Here is a 19,150-nt window from a genome sequence, read left to right as displayed (position 1 = left end):
CGCCTGGAGATAGCTATGCCGTGCTCAGAACCCAAAACAAGCCTGGGCATTCTGGTCGGTTACTCTTTCCATTTCCTCTACTTCCAGTTGACGAAGCTCGGCCAGCCTGGCCAGGGTAAAGCGCACCAGGGCCGGGTGATTGCGCTTGCCTCGGTGCGGCTCAGGGGGCAGGAAAGGGGCGTCGGTCTCTACCAGCAGGCGGTTCAGGGGTATTTGCATTGCAGCTTCTCGTAAGCCCACATTCTTTTTGTAGGTTAGCGGCCCGGCAAAGCCAAAGTAGGCCCCCAGCAAAAGCCCCACCTCTAGCAGCCTGGGGTGTCCCCCAAAGGCGTGAAGAACGAACCTCGAGGGCTTGTTTTGCAAGAGCCAGCTGGCTATTTCGATTTCGGCCTGGCTGCCTTCCTTGCTGCGAACGTGAAAGATGAGCGGGAGCCTCAGGGTCTGAGCAAGCTGGTGCTGGAATTCCAGGGCCTTGTACTGGGCCAGCCGGGTCTCGGGTGTCCAGTAGAAGTCCAGCCCGGTTTCGCCAATGGCGCGTACTTTGGGGTGTTGGGCCAGGTGGAGCAGGTCGGCCTCGAGCTCCGGCGAAAGCAGCATGGCCTCGGTGGGATGCAGGCCTACGGCGGCCCAAATGTGGGGGTGGCCCTCGGCCAGGGCCAGGGCCTTGCGGTTGCGGACGGGGTTGGTCCCGATGGTCAGGATGGCCTTGAAGTCCCTCGAGGCTTCGATGGCGGCCTGGGTTTCCTCGGGCTGCATATAGTCCAGGTGACAGTGGGTGTCGGTCATAGCGTCTTTCCGCGGCTCAGTTTACGCCCTGTGCTACAGCTCGTTGCGCCCCGGCTTGTTTACACTGGCGGCATGCGCCTTTGGACCATAGCCCTTCTGTTTGCTCTTACCGGCTGCTTGCCTACTTTGCAGGCCGTGAATCCTGATCGGGCTCCGAGCGCCGACAACTGGGGGCCCAACAATGCGCCCCTGGAATGGTGGTACGTCTCGGGCTACCTGCCCGACGAAGGGCTGGCCTTCCATTGGGCCTTGTTCAAGGCCTACGCACCGCAGAACTGGCAGGTGGGCTTCATCAACCCCGCTATATTTTTCCCCGGCCCCTACCACGCCTCGCACATCGCCCTAACCGACCTGCGCACCAACCAGAAGCTGTTCGAGGAACGTTTCGACTTCCGCACCGACCGCCCGCGCGGCGATAGCCTGGTAGCCTACCCCCCCTTGCGCATCGAGCAGGGGGACTGGAAGTTGTTGCAGGAGGGCAATAGCTACCGGCTTTCGGCAGGCCCCATCCAGGTGCGCCTGACCCCGCTCAAACCCGCGGTGGTGCATCCGCCGGGGTACTCGGGAACCGCCGAGACCGGGCGCATGTACTACGTGTCCTTTACCCGCATGGCCCTCGAGGGCGTAATTGCGGGCAGGCCAGTGCGTGGCGAGGCCTGGATGGATCACCAGTGGGGCGACCAGATTGGGAGCCAGGGGAATGCTACCGGGCTGGGGGCGCTATGGGACTGGTATGGACTGCATCTCTCCGATGGCACCGACCTGATGCTCTATCGGGTCAAGAACGCTAAAGGGCAGGTGGTGCAACTCGCCGGCACCGCCACGCTTCCCAACGGGCAGATTCGTGAACTGCCGAACCTCCAGATGACCCCCCTGGAAAGCTGGACCTCGCCCAGTGGGCGCACCTACAACCTGGCCTGGCAGGTTGCAGCCGAGGGGCTGAGCCTCCGCCTGGAGCCCCTGCGAAAAGACCAGGAACTCCTGACCGTCTCGACGCGGGTGGCCTATTGGGAGGGCCCGGTTGCGGGCAGCGGAACCTGGCAGGGCCAAACTGTGCAGGCAAAGGGCATGGGCGAGTTTGTGGCCGGGCCCTACGACCCGCCGGGAAGCCTGTTTGGTTTTCCGGTTCAGGGGCGATAGGGCCGCGTAAGTGTGTTGGTGTGTGCTGACGGCCCTTATCAGCGGATAACGCGAGGTGCTCGAGGGCTTGCCAGAACCAGACGCACAAACTTAAGCAGCCTGGGGAATCGGCTCCAGCGTTTTCGGTCACTGGCAATGCGCACCAGCCACTCGATTTTGAGCTTTTGTGCCCAGCGCGGAACCCGGCGTACCTCACCGGCCAGCACATCTATCATGCCGCCTACGCCAATGGCTACCCTGGCACCCAACCGGGCTTTGTGGCGGTGGATGAAGGTGTCCTGACGCTCGCCCATCCCCACGACCAGTAGATCGGGTTGGGCCTGGTGAATGGCCGCGACAACCGCTTCTTCATCCTTGAAATAACCGTCCTGCACACCGCAAACCTGAATACCCCAGCGTGTCTGGGCATTCTGGGCCGCTCGTGCGGCCACCCCTGGAAGCGCCCCCAGGAAATAGACCCGCAAGCGGCTACCAAAACGGGCAAAAGCAGCAGGCAGGATTTCCGATCCCGGCACCCGGTCTGCAAGTTTGTGGTTGGTGAGTCGGTTCACGGCCCAGACGATGCCCACCCCGTCGGCAGTGACAAGTTCACTCTCTTGCAGGGCTTGTTTGAGGGTAGGGTCAGACTGGGCCCGCACCACGGCCTCGGGGTTGGTGGTGATGATCTGGGCACAGTGGGGGAGGGGCCGGGTGAGTTTTTCCTCTATCCAGGCCAGGGTTTGCTCCAGGTTCACCAGGTCTACCGGAGTCCCGAGTATCTCTACCCGCTGCATCCCTACCTCTCCTGAAAACAAAAACCGAAGCGGTCCTTGCTGAGGCCGTACTGATCAGCCTTCAGTACCCGCACCTGGGTCAGCCGGGGTACCCGCTCTTCCACACTGACTAAGCTCGCCAGGGCCAGGTCTTCACTGCGTCCAACGCGATAGAGTTGCTTGCCCAGATCGGACTGTACCAGCGATTCCTGGGGGTCAGGAAAGGACTTGAGCAGGGCAGTGGCCAGCCGGGCCCCGTCCTGCAAGGTGCCCCACTGGCCCAGGGCCTGGTGTAAGCGCTTGGCAAGAAAGCCTGCCGCGACGGTGTTGGCCAGGCTGGGCTCGAGTTTGGCCTGGGTGGCTGCGACCACGGTGTCTATCTGCATGTCCACCGCGTACTGGATGGCCTGTCGAGCGTTGCGGAAGTAGGCCAGGGCACTTCCCTGGGGTAGCTGCTCGAGCGACTCGGCCAGGGGCTTGGCCAGCAGAACACAGCTTTGTGCCTGGAAGCGCTGCTTGCCCAGGGCGACCAGCGACAGGCCATTGTGGAATCCCTCGGGCGGAAGGCCTTCCTCTTCGCCCAGCAGCAGGCTGCCACCCTCGGCTAGAATCCGGGCGGCCCGCACACTTTTGGCAACCCAGACCTCTTTGACGCCGGCAGCCAGCAACATGCCTACTGCGCTGCCGTAAAAAACATCTACCAGCAACACCGGTTGGGGATAGGGGGGTTTGGGAATCAGATCTACCCGAATCGTCACGAAGTAAGGGCCTCCCTCAAAGCGCCATGCGCCTGTCCTGCGGCATTATAACTATAGAGCTGTTGAGACCGAAGGCAAGCCTGAGGCTAAACCGCATTCTCTCCATCCTTTCGTGCGTAGCTTCGTGCTATTGCAAAAACCTCTGCCCTGGGTGTAGCGCTGTGTCAATGTGTCCTCAAGAGTTGTGATACCGGATTCAAAAAGACAGTTTACAAAACCAAAAACCCCATAGGTTGTCTTTTTGAATCCTAGAGCACACCCCTCCCTTGAGTACCGGCGCTAGCCGGGGGCCGATGGCCCTTCACTGTCGGTCGGCGAAAAAAGTGTCTCCCTTCCAAGGGGCGGTATCGCCCTCCGCTACGCGGATAACTTCCAAGGGGCGGTATCGCCCTCCGCTACGCGGATAACTTCCAAGGGGCGGTATCGCCCTCCACTACGCGGATAACTTCGGCCCTGTTGATTCGTTACCATTCGGCAACGAATCAACCGAATCTAGTATGAATAGTAGAGCCCTTTTTGTTTGCGGTCAGCTTTAGCTGCGTAAAAGCAACACCGGACCTTCGCCCACCGGGGGTAGATCGGCCAGGCTTTCCAGGCCAAACATTTCTAAAAACCGCTCGGTGGTCCCAAACAGCTTAGGTCGTCCAACAGCGTCTTTTTCGCCCACAACCTGTACCAGCTGGCGCTCCAACAGCCCGTCCAGAACCCCCTCCACACTCTTGCCCCGCAAGGCTTCCAACTCGGCCCGGGTGAGGGGTTGCTGATAGGCTATCAAGGCCAGTACCTCGAGGGCTGCCTTGGAGATGCGTGGGGGGGTCGGGCGCAATACCTGCTCGACCGCCGTCAGGTGCAGGGGGTGCACCACCAGCCGCCAGCCCCCCGCCACGCGCTCGAGCTGTACACCCGACTGGCCGCCGGCGAGGTCGTGCTCGAGGGCCACAATGGCCCTGGTGAGGGCTTCCTCGGTGCCTAGGGGGCTCAGGTCACGAAGAGAGAGCGGCCTTCCGGCAGCGAACAACACGGCCAAAATCTGGGCTTTGAGGGTCTGGGTGTCCATAGAGTATGAGAGATGTGGTTATTTCACCACCAATCGAACTGCTCGAGGCTATACTAGAGCGAGTATGCCAACCTATCAATATAAGGCCAGGGATCGTCAGGGGCGGTTGATCAATGCCGTCATCGAAGCCGACGACATGCGCACGGCGGCCCGGAATCTGCGCGAAAAGGGCCTGTTCATAGCCGAAATCAAGGAGCCCGGCAAAGGCTTGCAGGCCGAAATCAAGCTGCCCGGTCTGGAACCCCAGCCTGGACTGAAGGATTTGGCCATCTTCAGCCGCCAGCTGGCCACCATGCTCAACGCCGGTTTGCCCATCGTGCAGGCCCTGGCCATCCTCGAGCGCCAGACCGAGAAAAAGAAGTTCCAGGCTATGCTCAAAGAAATCCGCACCGAGGTGGAGGGCGGGGCCAACTTCAGCGAAGCCCTGAGCAAACACAAGCTCTTTAGCCGCCTCTACATTAACCTGGTGCGGGCAGGTGAGACCTCGGGCACGCTTGACGCCATCCTGGACAGGTTGGCGACCTTCCTGGAAAACGAGCTGGCCTTAATCGGTAAGATTCGCTCGGCCCTGACCTACCCGGCCATCGTGTTCGTATTTGCGGTGGGCGTAACCTACTTCCTGCTGACCGGCATTGTGCCCCAGTTTGCCCAGATCCTGACCGGTCTGGGTTCGGAGCTGCCCCTCCTGACCCGCGCCCTGATGAGCATCTCCGATTTTTTACGCCAGGGTACTATTTTTATTGTGCTGATTGTGGTGGCACTCTTTTTTGCCTACCGGGCCTACTACCGAACCGATAAGGGGCGACACCAGATCGATCAGATCAAGCTCAAGCTGCCGGTATTTGGAAACCTGATGAAGAAAAGCGCGCTGGCCCGCTTTTCCCGTACCTTCGGTCTGCTCATCTCGAGCGGTGTGAACATTGTGGAGGCCCTGGACATTACCAAGGGCACTGCCGGGAATGCCATTGTGGAGGATATCCTCGAGCAGACCAAAATTGCCATCCAGGCCGGTGAGCCGGTTTACACCACCATCCAGGCCCACCCGCAGGTCTTCCCGCCCATGGTGAGCTCGATGATCGCCATCGGTGAAGAGACCGGTGCGCTGGACACCATGCTCACCAAAATTGCCGACTTCTATGAGCGCGAGGTAGACGAAGCGGTGAGCGCTCTGACCGCCGCCATCGAGCCCCTGATGATCATCTTCCTGGGCTTTATCGTAGGCGTGATTGTGGCCGGGATGTTCCTGCCGCTGTTCAAGATCATCGGGACGCTTTCAACGCAATAATCCTGTCTGCAACCCCAGAAGCAATCGGCATCACCGATAACCGGTTGCCCCGGCGAAGCAGAACCAGCTCGTCGGGGCTGAACTTTGCCCGCAAGACCTCGAGGGTGATCATCTGCTTATATTTCTCCACAAACCCCACCCGCACCGTCCACCAGCGCGGCTTGTCCTCTGAACTCTTGGGGTCGAAGTAGGGCGATTGGGGGTCGAACTGGCTGGGGTCGGCAATATGGGTCTCGAGAACCCGGCAAAGCCCCACGATGCCGGGCGGTTCGGTGCTGGAGTGATAAAAAAAAGCCAGATCCCCCACCTGCATGGCCATAAGAAAATTGCGGGCCTGGTAGTTGCGTACCCCGTCCCAGAGGGTGGTTTTTTGTTTTTTCAGGTCGTCTATGCTGAATACGTCGGGTTCCGACTTGAGCAGCCAGTAGTTCATACCAGGCCAGTTTAGCCTTAGCCGGACTTTAGATGCTGCTGTTTGAGCCACCAACCTAAACGCGGGTTTAGGTTTCGCTTATGCCAATACCAGCACCTCGAGCAACGATACAACCATGAAAAAGCCACTCTTCGCCTTTTCCCTGCTGCTGGTTTTTGCCGGCTGCATCCCCATCGGCACCAACCCTGCCGATACCCTCTTGATTTCCGACCTGCGCTACGAGAGCAACTTCCGCGATGCCAGTGGGCGCTCGTACATCTGCGATAACAAAATCACCACCCTGACCTACAGCTTCCGCTACAACGACTTTGCCCGCATCGCACGCTGGGACGCGCGCCTGGTGGGCGAGACCACCGGCCAGGCCACCCATACCCTCAGCATGAGCAAGGACACCGGCGGTTACCTCAACCAGAACAACCGCATCAGCGTGAACTGGGCCTTGAGCCAGGGGACGGCCCCCTTGAGCGTATCGCCACAGAGCATCGTAGTAACCCCAGTGCCCCAGCCCCGCCAGATTGGGGCGACCCGCCTTGAGCTAACCGTTTTTGCCACCAACGGTAGTTCGGCCCGACTGGTTTTTCCGGGCATTCCGGTCATTGACAACTGTCCCTGATAAGCTATAAGTGTGACCCTGAACCTTGGCAAGAAGCCCCTGCCATCCTCACCCCGCCCCACATACCCCCAACCGGCCCGAACGGCCCAGGAACTACAGGCTCGGCTGGGCCGGGAGAAGGTTTTGCTCGAGCTGGCCCAGCGGCGCAACTACTCCTACGACGGCATTGCCATGGGCGTGACCCCGGCTGTGGTGGTGCTGCCGACCTCGACTGCCGATGTGGTCGAAGCGGTGCGGTTCGCCAATCAGGTGGGTCTGCCCATTGTGGCACGCGGGGCGGCCAGTGGTTTGTCGGGCGGGGCGGTGCCAATCCAGGAGTCCATCGTGATGTCATTTACCCGTATGACCGGCCTGCACATCGACCCCCAGGCCCGCATCGCCACGGTGCAGCCGGGGGTGGTTACGCTGCAGATCAGCGAGCTGGCCAAACCTTATGGGCTATGGTATCCCCCTGACCCAGCTTCTTTTCGCACCAGCACCATTGGGGGTAATCTGGCCGAAAACGCCGGAGGGCCGATGTGCTTCAAGAAGGGTGTGACCGGCGATTATGTGCTGGAGCTCGAGTTCGTGGACTTTGCCGGGCAGGTGCACCGCTTGCGGCGCGAGGCCTACGACCTGGTGGGCTTGCTGGTGGGTTCCGAGGGTACGCTGGGGCTCATCACCGAAGCCAAACTGCGCCTGGAGCCCATCCCGCGCTATACCCGTACCCTGATGGCCATTTTCAACGAAGTGGGGCGAGCCGCCGAAGCCGTCTCGGAGGCGATTGCTGCCGGTGCGGTGCCAAGCAAGCTCGAGTTCATGGACAACGGTTGCATCAATGCCGTAGAAGACTACCTCAAGCTAGGGCTACCCCGCGAAGCCGCCGCCATTCTGCTGGTAGATACCGATGGTGATGACCCCCTGATAGTCGAGGAGGAGCTGGCCTGGGTGGCCGAAGCCTGCCAGAAGCATGGGGCCACCGTGCGCTTAGCCCGCGACAGCGGCGAAAGTGAAGCCCTATGGAAGGCCCGCCGCTCCATTTCCCCCGCCATCGGCGCCATCAAGCCTAAGCGCATGAACGAGGACATCGCGGTACCGCGCTCGAGTCTGCCCGAGGTGGTGCGCAGCATCGAAGCGCTGGGTCAGGCCTATGGCCTGCGGGTGGTGCAGTTTGGGCATATTGGCGATGGCAACCTCCACCCCAACGTGCTCTACGACCCCAAAGCGGACCCGGAAGAAAAGGTCTGGGAACTCCTGCACGAGATAGCCCGGGTGGCCCTGCGGCATGGGGGGGTTTTGTCGGGAGAGCACGGCATCGGCATCATGAAGCGCGACTTTATGAGCGAGGCGGTAGACCCCGAGACCTTAGAGGCTTTGCGCAAAGTCAAGGCGGCTTTCGACCCACAGAACCGCTTGAATCCGGGTAAAGTGTTGCCCGAAGCCCACTCGTTCACGCACTGAGCAGTGAAGCTGAATAAATGATCAAAAACCTGTGGCTTTTGCTGCTGGTGCTTTTTAGTACTCAGGGGCTGGCCCAAACTCAAAATCAATTCTCGGTAGGGCCAGCAATAGTGGCTGAGCCGCTGATCTTTGTTGAACAGGCCGAGGGGCCAAGCCGAGAACCTGAACGACCCTCCTGGGATCGGCTACTCCTGGGCCCTGCCCCGGAGGGCTTCCGGGGGCTGGCCATCTCGGCCCGGCTGCTGGCCTGGAGCGTGCCCTGGACGTTGGCAGGCTCTACTGTGGGGCTTTTGAGCGACGACCCCTGGCAGCGCTCGTTCTGGCTGACCCACTCAGTCTGGACCGCAGTTAACTCCGGCATTGCCCTGGTGGGGCTGCTGGGCCCCGAGCCCGACAAAAACACCCTGCGCGACCTGCTCTACATCAACGCCGGGCTTGACGTGCTTTACATTGCAGGGGGGGTGTTCTTGGCCCTACAGCCCGATGCCCGCAGCCAGGGAGCGGGGTGGGCCATTGCCCTGCAGGGGGCCTGGCTGCTGCTTTTTGACCTGTTCAATGCCCTGGCGCTGGAGAATCCTTGACCCTCGTTAGCGAAAGGATAAAGGCGATGGCTTCCTCGGACTCCAACAGGCGGGGCCCACGCCCCTGAAACCAGGCCCAGAGCCCGTCTATATCCAGGCTTTGCAGGTTCTGGGGTTCCCCCAGGATTATTTTGTGGTCGCCGTCGGGTAGCCAGATCATGCCCAGTACCTCGCCCAGGAGCCAGGTTCCCGCCGCAACGGGTTCCCGGCTTGCCCAGATAGCGTCCAGCGCAGCCTGGTCGGCGGGGTTGAAATACCCCGGAATCAGGCCGTAATTCACCGGCGGAAGGCCCCATTCGGCCCGCCAAGGGGGGTCACGCGGTACCAGCTTGTGGCCGTCCCAATCAAAGCGCAGGGGGCTGCCCAGGCTCCACTCCACAATCATCTCGAGGCGCATGGTTGCTCCTGTTCGCGCTGCTGGCGGGCCAACCACTCAGACTTTCATAGGTTGAGCAGCCATCGGGCCACACTCAAGTACACCACCAGCCCGCTTACATCGGTCACGGTGGCGATGAGGGGGTTGGAAATCAGGGCCGGGTCGAGCCGCAGGCGGCGCAACAGAAGGGGCAGCATGGCCCCCACAACATTGGCCAGCAGAACCACGAGCCCTAAAGAAATGCCCACCACCACCAGCAGGTCTTTTTGTCCGTCAATGATAACCTTGATGGTCAGCAGGGTGGCCAGGGTCAAACCCAGCAGCATGCCTACCCCCAGCTCTTTGCGCATGATTCGTAACCAGTCGCCCAGGGTCACGTCGCGGGTGGCCAGCGCCCGCACGATCAGGGTGCTCGACTGATTACCGGTGTTGCCGCCGGTACCCACCAGCACCGGAACATAGAAAGCCAAAGCGGTGACCGCCTCGAGCACCGACTCGAAACCTTGCAGAATGCTGCTGGTGATGCTGCCAGTCACGATCAGGATAATCAGCCAGCGCACCCGGGCGCTCCAGAGCTCCCACACGCTCGACTTGCTGTACACCAGCTCGGGTGATTCCACCGCGCCCAGCCGGTAGATGTCTTCGGTAGCCTCTTCCTGGATGACGTCTACCACGTCGTCAATGGTGACAATCCCCACCAGTTTTTTATCCTCGTCCACCACCGGCAGCACCGTGAAGTTGTAGTCGGCCATCAGGCGGGCTACTTCTTCCTGGTCGGTGTCGTCGCGCACAAAGATGACATCGGGGTTCATGATCTCCGCGACGCGGGTTTTGGGGTCGGCCACAATCAGGTCGCGTAGCGTGAGCACCCCTTCCAGGTGTTCTTCGGCGTCCACCACGTAAATCACGTAGATCTGCTCGGCGTCGGGGGCCTCGCGGCGCAGAAAGCGGAACACCTCCTCGACCCGCATGGCATCGCGTACCGCGATGTACTCCGAGGTCATGATGCCCCCGGCCTCGTCCTCGTCGTACTCGGTTAGCTCTTCGACCTCGGCCCGGGTCTCGGGGTCGAGCTGGCGGAGCAGGGCCTCGGCCTGGGCGGGGTTTTCCTCCTCGACGGCGTTGATGGTGTCGGCCAGGTCGTCCAGCGAGAGTTCGTCTAAAAGCTCCTTGACCCGCCAGGGGGGCAAAGCCTCCAGGAGCTCGGCTTGCTCGGTCTCCTCGAGGTGGCTGAAGACCTCCGCCGCATCGGCAGGGGAGAGCAGGGTCAGGATGGGCAGGCGATGTTCGGGAGCAAACTCTGACCAGTGCTCCAGAATTTGCGCCGGATACAGCTCTTCCAGCGCAGCCTTGACCTTGAAGGCGTCGCTCTCCTCGAGGGCCCTTTGGAGGGCGTCCAGCCCAACCAGGTTTTGGGTGTCGTACATGTGCGGCCTCCTTCGGTTTTCGGCCTGGGCCGAATCTTGGAAGGAAGCTCCGCAGGGTACACGGTTTGTCGAGGATTACACGGTGTGGGAGCACACCGGGTAAAATCTTCGACTAGAACTGTGATCTTCCACGGTGCCTCCTGAACCTTGCGCTTTGAACCCTGTGTTCTTGGCCTTACAAGGTGGCAAAAATGCCTCTAGTAGGTTAACACCTAAGGCCCCACGAGGCAAGCAAATCTGGCCATGTCGCCTGCTTCAATGTGCCGATGTGTTGTCGCAGGTCGCAGGCTAATGAATGGGTTTAGAGGGTCATTCCTTGGTAGACCTGGGCTACCTCGAGCTGCAAATCCAGGCAAGGCAGCTTGAAAACGCCCTTCTATCCCACAGGGGTATAACGCCAGGATTTATACCAGATTCGGTTAGTTCGTCACCCTTTGGTGACGAACTAACCCGACCGAAGGGAGTGCTCTAGGATTCAAAAAGACAGCCTCTGGGGTTTTTGGTTTTGTAAACTGTCTTTTTGAATCCGGTATTACCCTCTAAACGCTCGAAAATCTCGACCCGCCATGGCAAACAGATAACCGTCCACCCATTTGTGGCGCTCTTGGGTGTGGGCCTCGAGCTCCAAATACTCATTAAAGCTGGCCTGGCCCACCGGGTTCTGCCGTGCCATAGGTGCAGTATACCGTTGCGGTTTGGTCACTTAGTTGCCTGGTCTTTGGTAACGATTTTGCCGAAGCCATTCTGCCCTTGCTCTGGGCCTTAGGCATTTTCACACCAAGCCCTGAAGATTAGTTTATTGTCATATTACCTGATATTGACATACTCAATCCATTGCTGCTACCCTAGCGGGCGGCCTTTGGGAAGTGGCCTTGAAATCGCAAAAGTAATATGAGTGGTTTCTTGGGCACCCCTCGGCTAGACTAAACCTATGTTTGAGACCCTTTCCCAACGCATTCGCGCTGCTGTGGACAAGCTGCGCGGGCGGGGCCGCATTAGCGAGGCCGACCTCAAGGCCACCCTGCGCGAGATTCGCATGTCGCTCCTGGAGGCCGATGTCAACTTCGAGGTCGCCAAAAACTTCGTAAACAGGGTACAGGAGAAAACCCTGGGCCAGGCTGTGCTGGAGAGCCTTACCCCGGCGGAGCAAATCCTGACTGTGGTCTACGAAGAGCTGGTGCAGATGCTGGGAGGGGAAGCCAAACAGCCGGTGCTCAAGAACGAGGGCAACCTGTGGTTTATGGTGGGCTTGCAAGGCTCGGGAAAGACCACCACCACCGGCAAGCTGGCCCAGTTCTATAAGTCCAAGGGGCGCCGCCCCTTGCTGGTCGCTGCCGACACCCAGCGCCCCGCCGCCCGCGAGCAGCTGCGCATTCTGGGCGAGAAGATTGGGGTGCCGGTGCTCGAGGTCGCCGATAACGAGCGCCCCGAGACCACCCGCACCCGCCTGCAGCAGCACCTGACCTTCGACTACCGCGACCTGGTCATTGTGGACACCGCAGGTCGCCTGCAGATAGACGAAGCCCTGATGGACGAGCTGGCCCAGCTCAAGCATGTGCTGGGGCCCTCCGAGACCCTGCTGGTAGTGGACAGCATGACCGGCCAGGAGGCCCTGAACGTCTCCAAAACCTTCGATGAGCGGATTGGAGTCTCGGGTCTGATTCTGACCAAGCTCGATGGCGATGCCCGGGGTGGCGCGGCGCTTTCGGCCCGGCACGTGACCGGAAAGCCCATCTACTTTGCGGGGGTTTCGGAGAAACTCGAGGGTCTCGAGCCCTTCTACCCTGATCGGCTGGCCCAGCGCATCCTGGGCATGGGCGACCTCCAGACCTTGCTGGAGAAGGCCAAGCAGGCCGAGCTCGAGGCCCCCCAGAAAGACCTCAAGGAAATCACCCTGGAAGACCTCATTACCCAGATGCGCCAGATGCGCAAAATGGGCAGCTTCACCGAAATCCTGGGCATGATTCCCGGTATGTCGCGGATGCTCCCGGCTGGCTTTTCGGTAGACGAAAAACAGGTGAACCGCATGGAGGCTATTGTGCTCTCCATGACCCCCAAAGAACGGCGTGACCCCAGGATACTCAATGCCTCGCGGCGCAAACGCATCGCAGCAGGCTCGGGAACCTCGGTGCAGGAGGTCAACCGCCTCATAAAAACCTTCGAAGACGCCAAGCAGATGTTGAAAACCCTGGCCAAACAACAGCAAAGAGGGGGCAGGGGGCTCTTCAGGCCATAGGTCTCAAGTCGCAAGTCAAAACCCGGCCTTTCGGCCCTGGACCTGCGACCAGCAATGCGGAAAAAAACCATACCGCTGTAGACAAAAGAAAAAGGAGAAAACCATGACCAAGATTCGTCTCTCTCGTTTCGGCTCCAAAGGCAACCCGCACTACCGCATAGTGGTAGTGGACAGCCGCGTCAAGCGCGACGGCGGCTATATCGAGCGCATCGGCTACTACGACCCCCGCAAGACCACCAAAGACTGGCTCAAGCTAGACCAGGAACGCTTGCAGTACTGGCTGGGTGTTGGCGCCCAACCCACCGACACCGTCAAGAAGCTCATCAAACAAGCCAGCGCTTAAGCTGCCCAAGGCGATAAGCCGAAAGCTAAAGGCTCAAAACCCCTGGGCTTTCGGCTTTTAGCATTTGGCTTTAGGCTAGTGCTTATGAAAGACCTAGTTGAGTACCTGGCCAAAGCCGTTGTGGATCACCCAGCCTCCATTTGCGTAGATGAGCGCCGGGGCCGCGAAGGTTTGGTGTATTACATCGAAACCCATCCTGAAGACAAGGGCCGCATCATCGGGCGGCAGGGTCGCGTCATCGAGAGTATCCGCACAGTGGTGCGTTCGTTTGCTCGAGGCCGGGTTTCGGTGGAGGTGCGCTAGACCCAAACCCCTGACCTAATACCAGATTCGGTTAGTTCGTCACCCTTTGGTGACGAACTAACCCGATCGAAGGGAGTGCTCTAGGATTCAAAAAGACAGCCTCTGGTGTTTTTGGTTTTGTAAACTGTCTTTTTGAATCCGGTATAACCCCTCTATATGCGGCGCATCGAAATTGGACGAATCGGAAAAGCCTATGGCATGGCGGGGGGCCTCAAGTTTCGAGGCGAACCGGTGGTGTATGACCTCGAGCGGGTTTACCTCGAGGGACTGGGTTACCGGGCGATAGAAGAAATTGAGGAGCTGGGTAACGAGCTGGTGGTGTATCTCTCCGGTGTGCAAAACCGCCAGGAGGCCGAACAGCTGGCCGGTTTGCGCGTATATGCCGACCAGGACGACCTTCCCAAACTGGAGGAAGGCGAATACTACTACTTCGAGCTTATGGGCAGGCCGGTTTTTGTGGATGGGCGGCCCTTTGGGGAAGTGGTGGATGTGGAGGACGGCGCGCAGGAACGGCTCGTCATCAAAGCCAAAGGCACCTCGCTGCGGGCCCAGAGCAAAACCTACCTGGTGCCGCTCCAGGCGCCTTATGTGAAAATCGAGGCCGACGGCATTCACATTGAGGCTATTCCGGGTTTGCTCGAGTAGCCGATATCTGGCTCGACCATGAAATACACCATCCTGACCCTGTTTCCTGACCTGATCCGCCCCTGGACAGAGGAGTCTATTGTTCAAAAAGCCATTCAGAAAGGCCTGATTGAAGTCGATATCCGCGATATCCGGGCCTACAGCGAAGATAAACACAAAACCGTAGACGACACCCCCTATGGCGGTGGAGCCGGCATGGTGATGCGGGTGGACGTGGTGGTGCGGGCCCTCGAGGCCGCCGGACCAGCCGACGAACGCATTCTGCTAAGCCCCGCCGGAGCACCCTTTACCCAGCGCATGGCCGAGGAACTGGCGCGGAAGTCACACCTGGTGCTTTTGTGTGGGCGCTACGAAGGGATTGATGCCCGGGTGGAACACTTTGTGACCCGTGAGGTTTCCATAGGCGACTACGTGCTGATGGGCGGTGAGCTGGGGGCGCTGGTCATTCTGGAAGCCACCGCCCGCCTGATTCCGGGGGTCATTAAGGAAGCTGAAAGCCACCAGCAGGACTCCTTTTCTACCGGTCTGCTGGACTACCCCCACTACACTCGGCCCCCGGAGTTCCGGGGCCAGAGCGTGCCAGAGATCCTGACCTCGGGCCACCACGCCAAAATTGCCGAATGGCGGCGCAAGCAAGCCCTCAAGCGAACCAAAGAACGCCGACCCGACCTGCTCGAAAAAGCCGAGCTAACCGCAAAGGATTTGGTCTGGCTCGAGGAAGAAAGCACGTAAACTACCGTTGCTACCCACCGACAGCACCGATTTTGACAAGCTCCTTCCCGGCTGCTAGAATCACAACTTGCTGACCTGTCCCGAGTATCTGCTTTGCGGGTACGTTTGAGGGCAAGTATCCATGAACCCGCAGTTTTGCCTAAGGCAAAAGGCGCACAAGTAGGTTCCGCTGGAACAAGGAGTCAGACCATGAACCGTGGTGCTTTGCTCAAAGTAGTAGAAAAGAAGTACACCCGTACCGACATCCCCCAGTTCAAACCCGGCGATACCGTGCGGGTCAACTACAAGGTGGTGGAAGGCAACCGTACCCGCGTACAGGCCTACGAAGGCGTGGTGCTGAAGATTAAGCGCAACGGCTTCAACAGCGCTTTCACGGTACGTAAAATCTCCTTCAACGAAGGGGTGGAGCGGGTATTTCCCTTCAACTCACCGCTCATCGAGAGTGTGCAGGTTGTGAGTCGGGGTAAGGTGCGCCGGGCCAAGCTTTACTACCTGCGTGAACTGCGTGGTAAAGCGGCGCGCATCAAAGGCGACCGCAAGCGCCTCAACCAGGATGTGGAAGCCCGTGCGGTGGCTGCTAAAGAAGCCGCCGAAGCCAAGGCTGCTGAGGCTGCCAGGCAAGAAGCCGAAAGCGCGGCCCAGGCCAGCGAAGTGGCTGAAGAAAACAAGGAATAGAGCGGCCTCCCACGAATACCCCACACAGCATCCTTTGGAAGCTATCGCGTGTAGCGTAAATGTGGGAAACGCGATAAGGCTCGTCGGGCAAGACCGGAGTGGATTACCCACTCCGGTTATTTTTTGCGTTGCCTTAGCCACTGGCCTACCCGCCGCAAGACCTCGGGGATAGACTCCAGTAACCACAGATATCCCAATAGCCCCATGGCCATCCAGAAAATCAGGCGCGTGTCGCCTGGGTTGAACAGGGCAAAGCTCAGGCTCAGGGGTAAGGCGATCAGAATGACCCTGGAGAGTCCTGGGCGCAGGTGGCGTAATCGGTAGATTTCGCCGATGCCCAACCCAACCCACAGCAGGGTTTCCCAGCGCAGCACCTGGTTCCAGTGGAAGGTCGGCGGCCAGGAGAGCCAGGCCATGAGGGCCAGGGAAAGCAGGGGATAGACCCCAATTTCCCAAGGCTCGAGGGGGGTCGCGGAACACCTACCCAGTATGCCAGCTTTGCAACGACCTGACCGGCAGGCCAAAGCTGCGGGCCCGCCGGATGGCCTCGAGGCTCCACTTTGCCCCTTCCAAAGTGGTGATGAAAGGCTTGCCGGTCTCCACGGCCCGTCGCAGCTCGGGGTGGGGGGTAAGGGCGATCAGCAGGTCGTAGTCGTCTTCGGAGACCTCAAACCCGGCCGCCAACCAGTCGGCTTTCAGGCTGTCGGCGTCGATAAAACGCACGTTGCCCGAGAGTGGCAGCCGCTGGCCCACACCTAGCTCGGCCCGGTAGTAGGCCAGGTAGGGGTCGGTGTCGAGGCCCATGCTCTCGCCGGTGGAGCGCATCTCCGGCCCCAGCACCGGGATCACACCGGGGAACTTGAGCCAGGGGATGAGCACCTCCTTGACCGAGTAGAAGCCGGGGGTGGGGTCCTCGGTGAAGTCCAGCTCTTCTAGGGTTTTGCCCACCGCAATCAGGGCAGCGTACTTGGCCAGCGGATGACCGATGGCCTTGGAAACGAACGGCACCGTGCGCGAGGCCCGGGGGTTGGCTTCCAGAATGTAGACTGTGCCGTTCTTGACGGCGTACTGCACGTTGATAAGGCCCCTGACCCCCACGCTTAAGGCCAGCTTGCGGGTGTATTCTTTGACGGTTTCAAGCTGCTCGGGCGAAAGTGAAATGGGGGGCAGGATGGTCGCCGAGTCGCCCGAGTGAACCCCGGCCCGCTCGATGTGCTCCATGATGCCGGCCACCACCACCCGGTTGCCGTCGCAGAGGGCGTCCACGTCGAGCTCGAGTGCATTATCCAGGTACTGGTCCAATAGAATCGACGGCCGCTCGGCCAGGGCCGCATAGATGCCGTTCAGATACCAGCGCAGCTCCTCAGCGTTTTGCACGACCTGCATGGCCCGCCCCCCCAGTACGTAGCTGGGCCGGGCCATCAGGGGGTAGCCGAGGGTCTCAGCCAGTTGCAGAGCTTCCTCTGGGGTGCGGGCGACGGCCCCTTTGGGCTGAGGAATGCCCAGTTCGGCGCAAAGCCGGTTGAACTCGGCGCGGTCTTCGGCCCTGTGGATGGCCTCCCAGGGGGTGCCCAGCAGGGTTACCCCGGCATCGGCAAGCTTTTTAGCCAACTTGAGGGGGGTTTGGCCGCCCAGGGTGGCAATTGCCCCCAGGGGATGCTCGTGCTCGGTCAGGTTGAGCACGTCCTCGAGGGTTAGAGGCTCAAAGTAGAGGCGGTCGGCGGTGTCGTAGTCGGTGCTCACGGTCTCGGGGTTGGAGTTGACCATAATGGTTTCAAAACCGGCTTCTCGCAGGGCCCAGACTGCGTGCACGGTGGCGTAGTCGAACTCCACCCCCTGCCCGATGCGGATGGGGCCACTGCCCAGGATCACCACCTTGGGCTTGCTGGTCGGGCGTACCTCGTCTTCCAGCTCGTAGGCGCTGTAGTGGTAGGGGGTGTAGGCCTCGAACTCGGCCGCGCAGGTATCCACGGTTTTGTAGACCGGCCTGGAGCCTGCGGCCAGGCGCTGCTTGCGGGCCGCTGCCTCGGAGACCCCCACCAGTTCGCCCACCTGGGCGTCGGACAGGCCCAGGCTCTTCACGTAGCGCCAGTCCTCGGCGTCCTGCAGCCGGTGGCTTTCGGTCTCGAGGTCGTGCTCGGCCTCCACTATTTCCTTGAGCTGGGTCAGGAACCAGGGCTCGATGCGGGTTTTGTCATAGAGGTTGTCCACCTGCTCGCCCCGCCGCAACAGCTCCAGGATTGCATAAATTCGCGTAGGGCTGGGGTAGAGCCGGGCCCATAGCTCCTCGGTGGTGTAGGTGGAAAACTCCGCTCGCACGTCGGCCTCGAGGCTCCGCAGGGCCTTGCCAAAGGACTCTTTGAAGGTGCGGCCAATGGCCATCACCTCGCCCACGCTCTTCATCTGGGTGCCCAGCCGGTCGGAAAAGCCGCCCGGGTTCACGTTGGGCAAAGTGCTGAACTTTTCGAAGGCGAAGCGGGGAATCTTGGTGACCACATAGTCGATGGTGGGTTCGAAGGAGGCCGGGGTTTTTTGGGTGATGTCGTTGGGGATTTCGTCCAGGGTGTAGCCTACCGCCAGCAGAGCGGCAATCTTGGCAATAGGGAAGCCGGTGGCCTTGGAAGCCAGGGCACTGGAGCGCGAGACCCTGGGGTTCATCTCGATCACGATCATGCGCCCGGTCTTGGGGTCAATGGCGAACTGGATGTTGGAGCCGCCGGTCTCCACACCAATCTCGCGGATGATGGCGATGGCCGCGTCGCGCATGCGCTGGTACTCCACGTCCGAAAGGGTCTGGGCCGGGGCTACGGTAATGGAGTCGCCGGTATGGACGCCCATGGGGTCTACGTTCTCGATGGAGGTGATGATTACCACGGTGTCGTTCTTGTCGCGCATGACCTCGAGCTCGTACTCCTTCCAGCCCACAATAGACTCCTCCACAAGTGCGGAGTGGGTGGGGGAGAGCGAGAGCCCACGGGTGAGAATCTCAATGAACTCTGCTTCGTTTTCGGCAATACCCCCGCCGGTGCCTCCCAGGGTAAAGCTGGGCCGCACCACCACCGGATAGCCGGTCACCTCGCGGGCAAAGGCCAGCCCCTCTTCCAGGCTGTGCACCATCTTGCCCCGGGGCACGTCCACCCCAATTTTCAGCATGGCCTTCTGGAATTCTTCGCGGTCTTCGCCCTTCTTGATGGCGGCGGCATTGGCCCCAATCAACTCCACCCCGTATTTGTCCAGAATCCCCTGCTCGAAAAGGGCCATGGAGAGGTTGAGCGCGGTCTGTCCCCCCAGGGTTGGGAGCAGGGCGTCCGGGCGCTCGGCGGCGATGATTTTTTCCAGGAACTCCACCGTGAGGGGCTCGAGATACGTCCCCTCCGAAAGCTCGGGGTCGGTCATGATGGTAGCGGGGTTGGAGTTGGCCAGCACCACCTCGTAGCCCACGCTGCGCAGGGCCTTGACGGCCTGGGTGCCGGAGTAGTCGAATTCGGCGGCCTGGCCGATGGTGATGGGGCCAGAGCCAATGATGAGTATTTTTTTGAGGTCGGTGCGGGCGGGCATACCAAGGGGA

At 60.4% G+C, this 19,150-nt stretch carries 21 protein-coding genes; 11 read left to right on the top strand and 10 right to left on the bottom strand.

Going from position 1 to position 19,150, the window contains the following annotated elements:
* Positions 1-24 precede the first annotated feature (24 nt).
* The gene (locus Mhypo_RS05760; protein ID WP_119340355.1) at positions 25-786 is read right to left on the bottom strand and encodes a TatD family hydrolase; all 762 of its coding nucleotides are present in this window, start codon (positions 784-786) and stop codon (positions 25-27) included.
* A gap of 72 nt (positions 787-858) precedes the next feature.
* Here Mhypo_RS05760 and Mhypo_RS05755 point away from each other — a divergent pair, with 72 nt between their 5' ends.
* A complete protein-coding gene (locus tag Mhypo_RS05755; RefSeq protein WP_119340354.1) occupies positions 859-1,926 on the top strand; it encodes a lipocalin family protein in 1,068 nt (355 codons plus the stop codon).
* Positions 1,927-1,964: 38 nt separating this feature from the next.
* Here Mhypo_RS05755 and Mhypo_RS05750 read toward each other — a convergent pair whose 3' ends face one another.
* From Mhypo_RS05750 to scpB, 3 genes are all read right to left on the bottom strand, one after another.
* Positions 1,965-2,699 (bottom strand): WecB/TagA/CpsF family glycosyltransferase, encoded by a 735-nt coding sequence (locus Mhypo_RS05750; protein ID WP_119340353.1) that lies wholly within the window; start codon positions 2,697-2,699, stop codon positions 1,965-1,967.
* Positions 2,700-2,701: 2 nt separating this feature from the next.
* Positions 2,702-3,436, bottom strand: a complete 735-nt coding sequence (locus tag Mhypo_RS05745; RefSeq protein ID WP_119340352.1) for a 2-phosphosulfolactate phosphatase — start codon at positions 3,434-3,436, stop codon at positions 2,702-2,704.
* A gap of 532 nt (positions 3,437-3,968) precedes the next feature.
* Entirely contained in the window at positions 3,969-4,493 is a 525-nt protein-coding gene (scpB, locus tag Mhypo_RS05740) for an SMC-Scp complex subunit ScpB (RefSeq protein WP_119340351.1), read from the bottom strand.
* 64 nt (positions 4,494-4,557) lie between these two features.
* Here scpB and pilC point away from each other — a divergent pair, with 64 nt between their 5' ends.
* Complete coding sequence (pilC, locus tag Mhypo_RS05735; protein ID WP_119340350.1) at positions 4,558-5,778, top strand: type IV pilus assembly protein PilC; 1,221 nt, start codon at positions 4,558-4,560, stop codon at positions 5,776-5,778.
* Here pilC and Mhypo_RS05730 read toward each other — a convergent pair.
* Positions 5,753-6,211, bottom strand: coding sequence for an EVE domain-containing protein (locus Mhypo_RS05730; protein WP_119340349.1), 459 nt, complete (start codon positions 6,209-6,211; stop codon positions 5,753-5,755). The two genes, pilC and Mhypo_RS05730, sit on opposite strands and share 26 nt — an antisense overlap.
* Before the next feature lie 115 nt (positions 6,212-6,326).
* On the opposite strand from Mhypo_RS05730, the gene Mhypo_RS05725 reads away from it, so the two are divergent.
* From Mhypo_RS05725 to Mhypo_RS05715, 3 genes are read left to right on the top strand one after another with little or no spacing between them, the layout of a single operon-like run.
* A complete protein-coding gene (locus Mhypo_RS05725) occupies positions 6,327-6,824 on the top strand; it encodes a lipoprotein (RefSeq protein ID WP_119340348.1) in 498 nt (165 codons plus the stop codon).
* Between the two features lie 12 nt (positions 6,825-6,836).
* Positions 6,837-8,264: an FAD-binding oxidoreductase gene (locus Mhypo_RS05720; protein WP_119340347.1), complete on the top strand. Its 1,428-nt coding sequence runs from the start codon at positions 6,837-6,839 to the stop codon at positions 8,262-8,264.
* Between the two features lie 17 nt (positions 8,265-8,281).
* Positions 8,282-8,845, top strand: coding sequence for a DUF6992 family protein (locus Mhypo_RS05715; RefSeq protein WP_119340346.1), 564 nt, complete (start codon positions 8,282-8,284; stop codon positions 8,843-8,845).
* Here the strand turns inward: Mhypo_RS05715 and Mhypo_RS05710 are convergent.
* From Mhypo_RS05710 to Mhypo_RS18060, 3 genes are all read right to left on the bottom strand, one after another.
* Positions 8,817-9,242 (bottom strand): hypothetical protein, encoded by a 426-nt coding sequence (locus Mhypo_RS05710; RefSeq protein WP_119340345.1) that lies wholly within the window; start codon positions 9,240-9,242, stop codon positions 8,817-8,819. The genes Mhypo_RS05715 and Mhypo_RS05710 overlap by 29 nt on opposite strands.
* Before the next feature lie 44 nt (positions 9,243-9,286).
* Positions 9,287-10,648 carry a magnesium transporter gene (gene mgtE / locus Mhypo_RS05705; RefSeq protein WP_119340344.1) on the bottom strand — a complete coding sequence of 454 codons (1,362 nt, stop codon included), beginning with the start codon at positions 10,646-10,648 and terminating at the stop codon, positions 9,287-9,289.
* A gap of 532 nt (positions 10,649-11,180) precedes the next feature.
* Complete coding sequence (locus Mhypo_RS18060) at positions 11,181-11,321, bottom strand: hypothetical protein (protein WP_170148222.1); 141 nt, start codon at positions 11,319-11,321, stop codon at positions 11,181-11,183.
* Between the two features lie 258 nt (positions 11,322-11,579).
* On the opposite strand from Mhypo_RS18060, the gene ffh reads away from it, so the two are divergent.
* From ffh to rplS, 6 genes are all read left to right on the top strand, one after another.
* Positions 11,580-12,884, top strand: a complete 1,305-nt coding sequence (gene ffh / locus Mhypo_RS05700; protein WP_119340343.1) for a signal recognition particle protein — start codon at positions 11,580-11,582, stop codon at positions 12,882-12,884.
* A 103-nt stretch (positions 12,885-12,987) separates the two neighbouring features.
* On the top strand, positions 12,988-13,227 hold the full coding sequence (gene rpsP, locus Mhypo_RS05695) for a 30S ribosomal protein S16 (RefSeq protein ID WP_119340342.1): 240 nt from the start codon (positions 12,988-12,990) through the stop codon (positions 13,225-13,227).
* Positions 13,228-13,311: 84 nt separating this feature from the next.
* Positions 13,312-13,530: a KH domain-containing protein gene (locus tag Mhypo_RS05690; protein ID WP_119340341.1), complete on the top strand. Its 219-nt coding sequence runs from the start codon at positions 13,312-13,314 to the stop codon at positions 13,528-13,530.
* Positions 13,531-13,686: 156 nt separating this feature from the next.
* A complete protein-coding gene (rimM, locus tag Mhypo_RS05685) occupies positions 13,687-14,175 on the top strand; it encodes a ribosome maturation factor RimM (RefSeq protein WP_119340340.1) in 489 nt (162 codons plus the stop codon).
* A gap of 18 nt (positions 14,176-14,193) precedes the next feature.
* Positions 14,194-14,907: a tRNA (guanosine(37)-N1)-methyltransferase TrmD gene (gene trmD / locus Mhypo_RS05680; protein ID WP_119340339.1), complete on the top strand. Its 714-nt coding sequence runs from the start codon at positions 14,194-14,196 to the stop codon at positions 14,905-14,907.
* 189 nt (positions 14,908-15,096) lie between these two features.
* Entirely contained in the window at positions 15,097-15,582 is a 486-nt protein-coding gene (rplS, locus tag Mhypo_RS05675; RefSeq protein ID WP_119340338.1) for a 50S ribosomal protein L19, read from the top strand.
* Between the two features lie 116 nt (positions 15,583-15,698).
* On the opposite strand, the gene Mhypo_RS05670 is transcribed toward rplS, so the two are convergent.
* Together Mhypo_RS05670 and carB are read right to left on the bottom strand one after the other, a co-directional pair.
* The gene (locus Mhypo_RS05670) at positions 15,699-15,998 is read right to left on the bottom strand and encodes a hypothetical protein (protein ID WP_119340337.1); all 300 of its coding nucleotides are present in this window, start codon (positions 15,996-15,998) and stop codon (positions 15,699-15,701) included.
* A gap of 64 nt (positions 15,999-16,062) precedes the next feature.
* Complete coding sequence (gene carB, locus Mhypo_RS05665) at positions 16,063-19,140, bottom strand: carbamoyl-phosphate synthase large subunit (protein WP_119340336.1); 3,078 nt, start codon at positions 19,138-19,140, stop codon at positions 16,063-16,065.
* Between the last annotated feature and the right edge of the window lie 10 nt (positions 19,141-19,150).

This window comes from Meiothermus hypogaeus (assembly GCF_003574035.1).
Lineage (GTDB): Bacteria > Deinococcota > Deinococci > Deinococcales > Thermaceae > Meiothermus > Meiothermus hypogaeus.
Note: the sequence above shows the minus strand (reverse complement) of the source record. Positions and strands in the feature narration are given on the sequence as shown.

Bases quoted from the DNA above. Each gene is read 5' to 3' on its own strand.
- Mhypo_RS05690 (WP_119340341.1), top strand. From the start codon at position 13,312: ATGAAAGACCTAGTTGAGTACCTGGCCAAAGCCGTTGTGGATCACCCA.
- Mhypo_RS05755 (WP_119340354.1), top strand. From the start codon at position 859: ATGCGCCTTTGGACCATAGCCCTTCTGTTTGCTCTTACCGGCTGCTTG.
- Mhypo_RS18060 (WP_170148222.1), bottom strand. From the start codon at position 11,321: ATGGCACGGCAGAACCCGGTGGGCCAGGCCAGCTTTAATGAGTATTTG.
- Mhypo_RS05670 (WP_119340337.1), bottom strand. From the start codon at position 15,998: ATGGCCTGGCTCTCCTGGCCGCCGACCTTCCACTGGAACCAGGTGCTG.
- trmD (WP_119340339.1), top strand. From the start codon at position 14,194: ATGAAATACACCATCCTGACCCTGTTTCCTGACCTGATCCGCCCCTGG.
- ffh (WP_119340343.1), top strand. From the start codon at position 11,580: ATGTTTGAGACCCTTTCCCAACGCATTCGCGCTGCTGTGGACAAGCTG.
- pilC (WP_119340350.1), top strand. From the start codon at position 4,558: ATGCCAACCTATCAATATAAGGCCAGGGATCGTCAGGGGCGGTTGATC.
- Mhypo_RS05760 (WP_119340355.1), bottom strand. From the start codon at position 786: ATGACCGACACCCACTGTCACCTGGACTATATGCAGCCCGAGGAAACC.
- carB (WP_119340336.1), bottom strand. From the start codon at position 19,140: ATGCCCGCCCGCACCGACCTCAAAAAAATACTCATCATTGGCTCTGGC.
- Mhypo_RS05710 (WP_119340345.1), bottom strand. From the start codon at position 9,242: ATGCGCCTCGAGATGATTGTGGAGTGGAGCCTGGGCAGCCCCCTGCGC.
- rimM (WP_119340340.1), top strand. From the start codon at position 13,687: ATGCGGCGCATCGAAATTGGACGAATCGGAAAAGCCTATGGCATGGCG.
- rplS (WP_119340338.1), top strand. From the start codon at position 15,097: ATGAACCGTGGTGCTTTGCTCAAAGTAGTAGAAAAGAAGTACACCCGT.
- scpB (WP_119340351.1), bottom strand. From the start codon at position 4,493: ATGGACACCCAGACCCTCAAAGCCCAGATTTTGGCCGTGTTGTTCGCT.
- Mhypo_RS05750 (WP_119340353.1), bottom strand. From the start codon at position 2,699: ATGCAGCGGGTAGAGATACTCGGGACTCCGGTAGACCTGGTGAACCTG.
- mgtE (WP_119340344.1), bottom strand. From the start codon at position 10,648: ATGTACGACACCCAAAACCTGGTTGGGCTGGACGCCCTCCAAAGGGCC.
- Mhypo_RS05715 (WP_119340346.1), top strand. From the start codon at position 8,282: ATGATCAAAAACCTGTGGCTTTTGCTGCTGGTGCTTTTTAGTACTCAG.
- Mhypo_RS05725 (WP_119340348.1), top strand. From the start codon at position 6,327: ATGAAAAAGCCACTCTTCGCCTTTTCCCTGCTGCTGGTTTTTGCCGGC.
- rpsP (WP_119340342.1), top strand. From the start codon at position 12,988: ATGACCAAGATTCGTCTCTCTCGTTTCGGCTCCAAAGGCAACCCGCAC.
- Mhypo_RS05730 (WP_119340349.1), bottom strand. From the start codon at position 6,211: ATGAACTACTGGCTGCTCAAGTCGGAACCCGACGTATTCAGCATAGAC.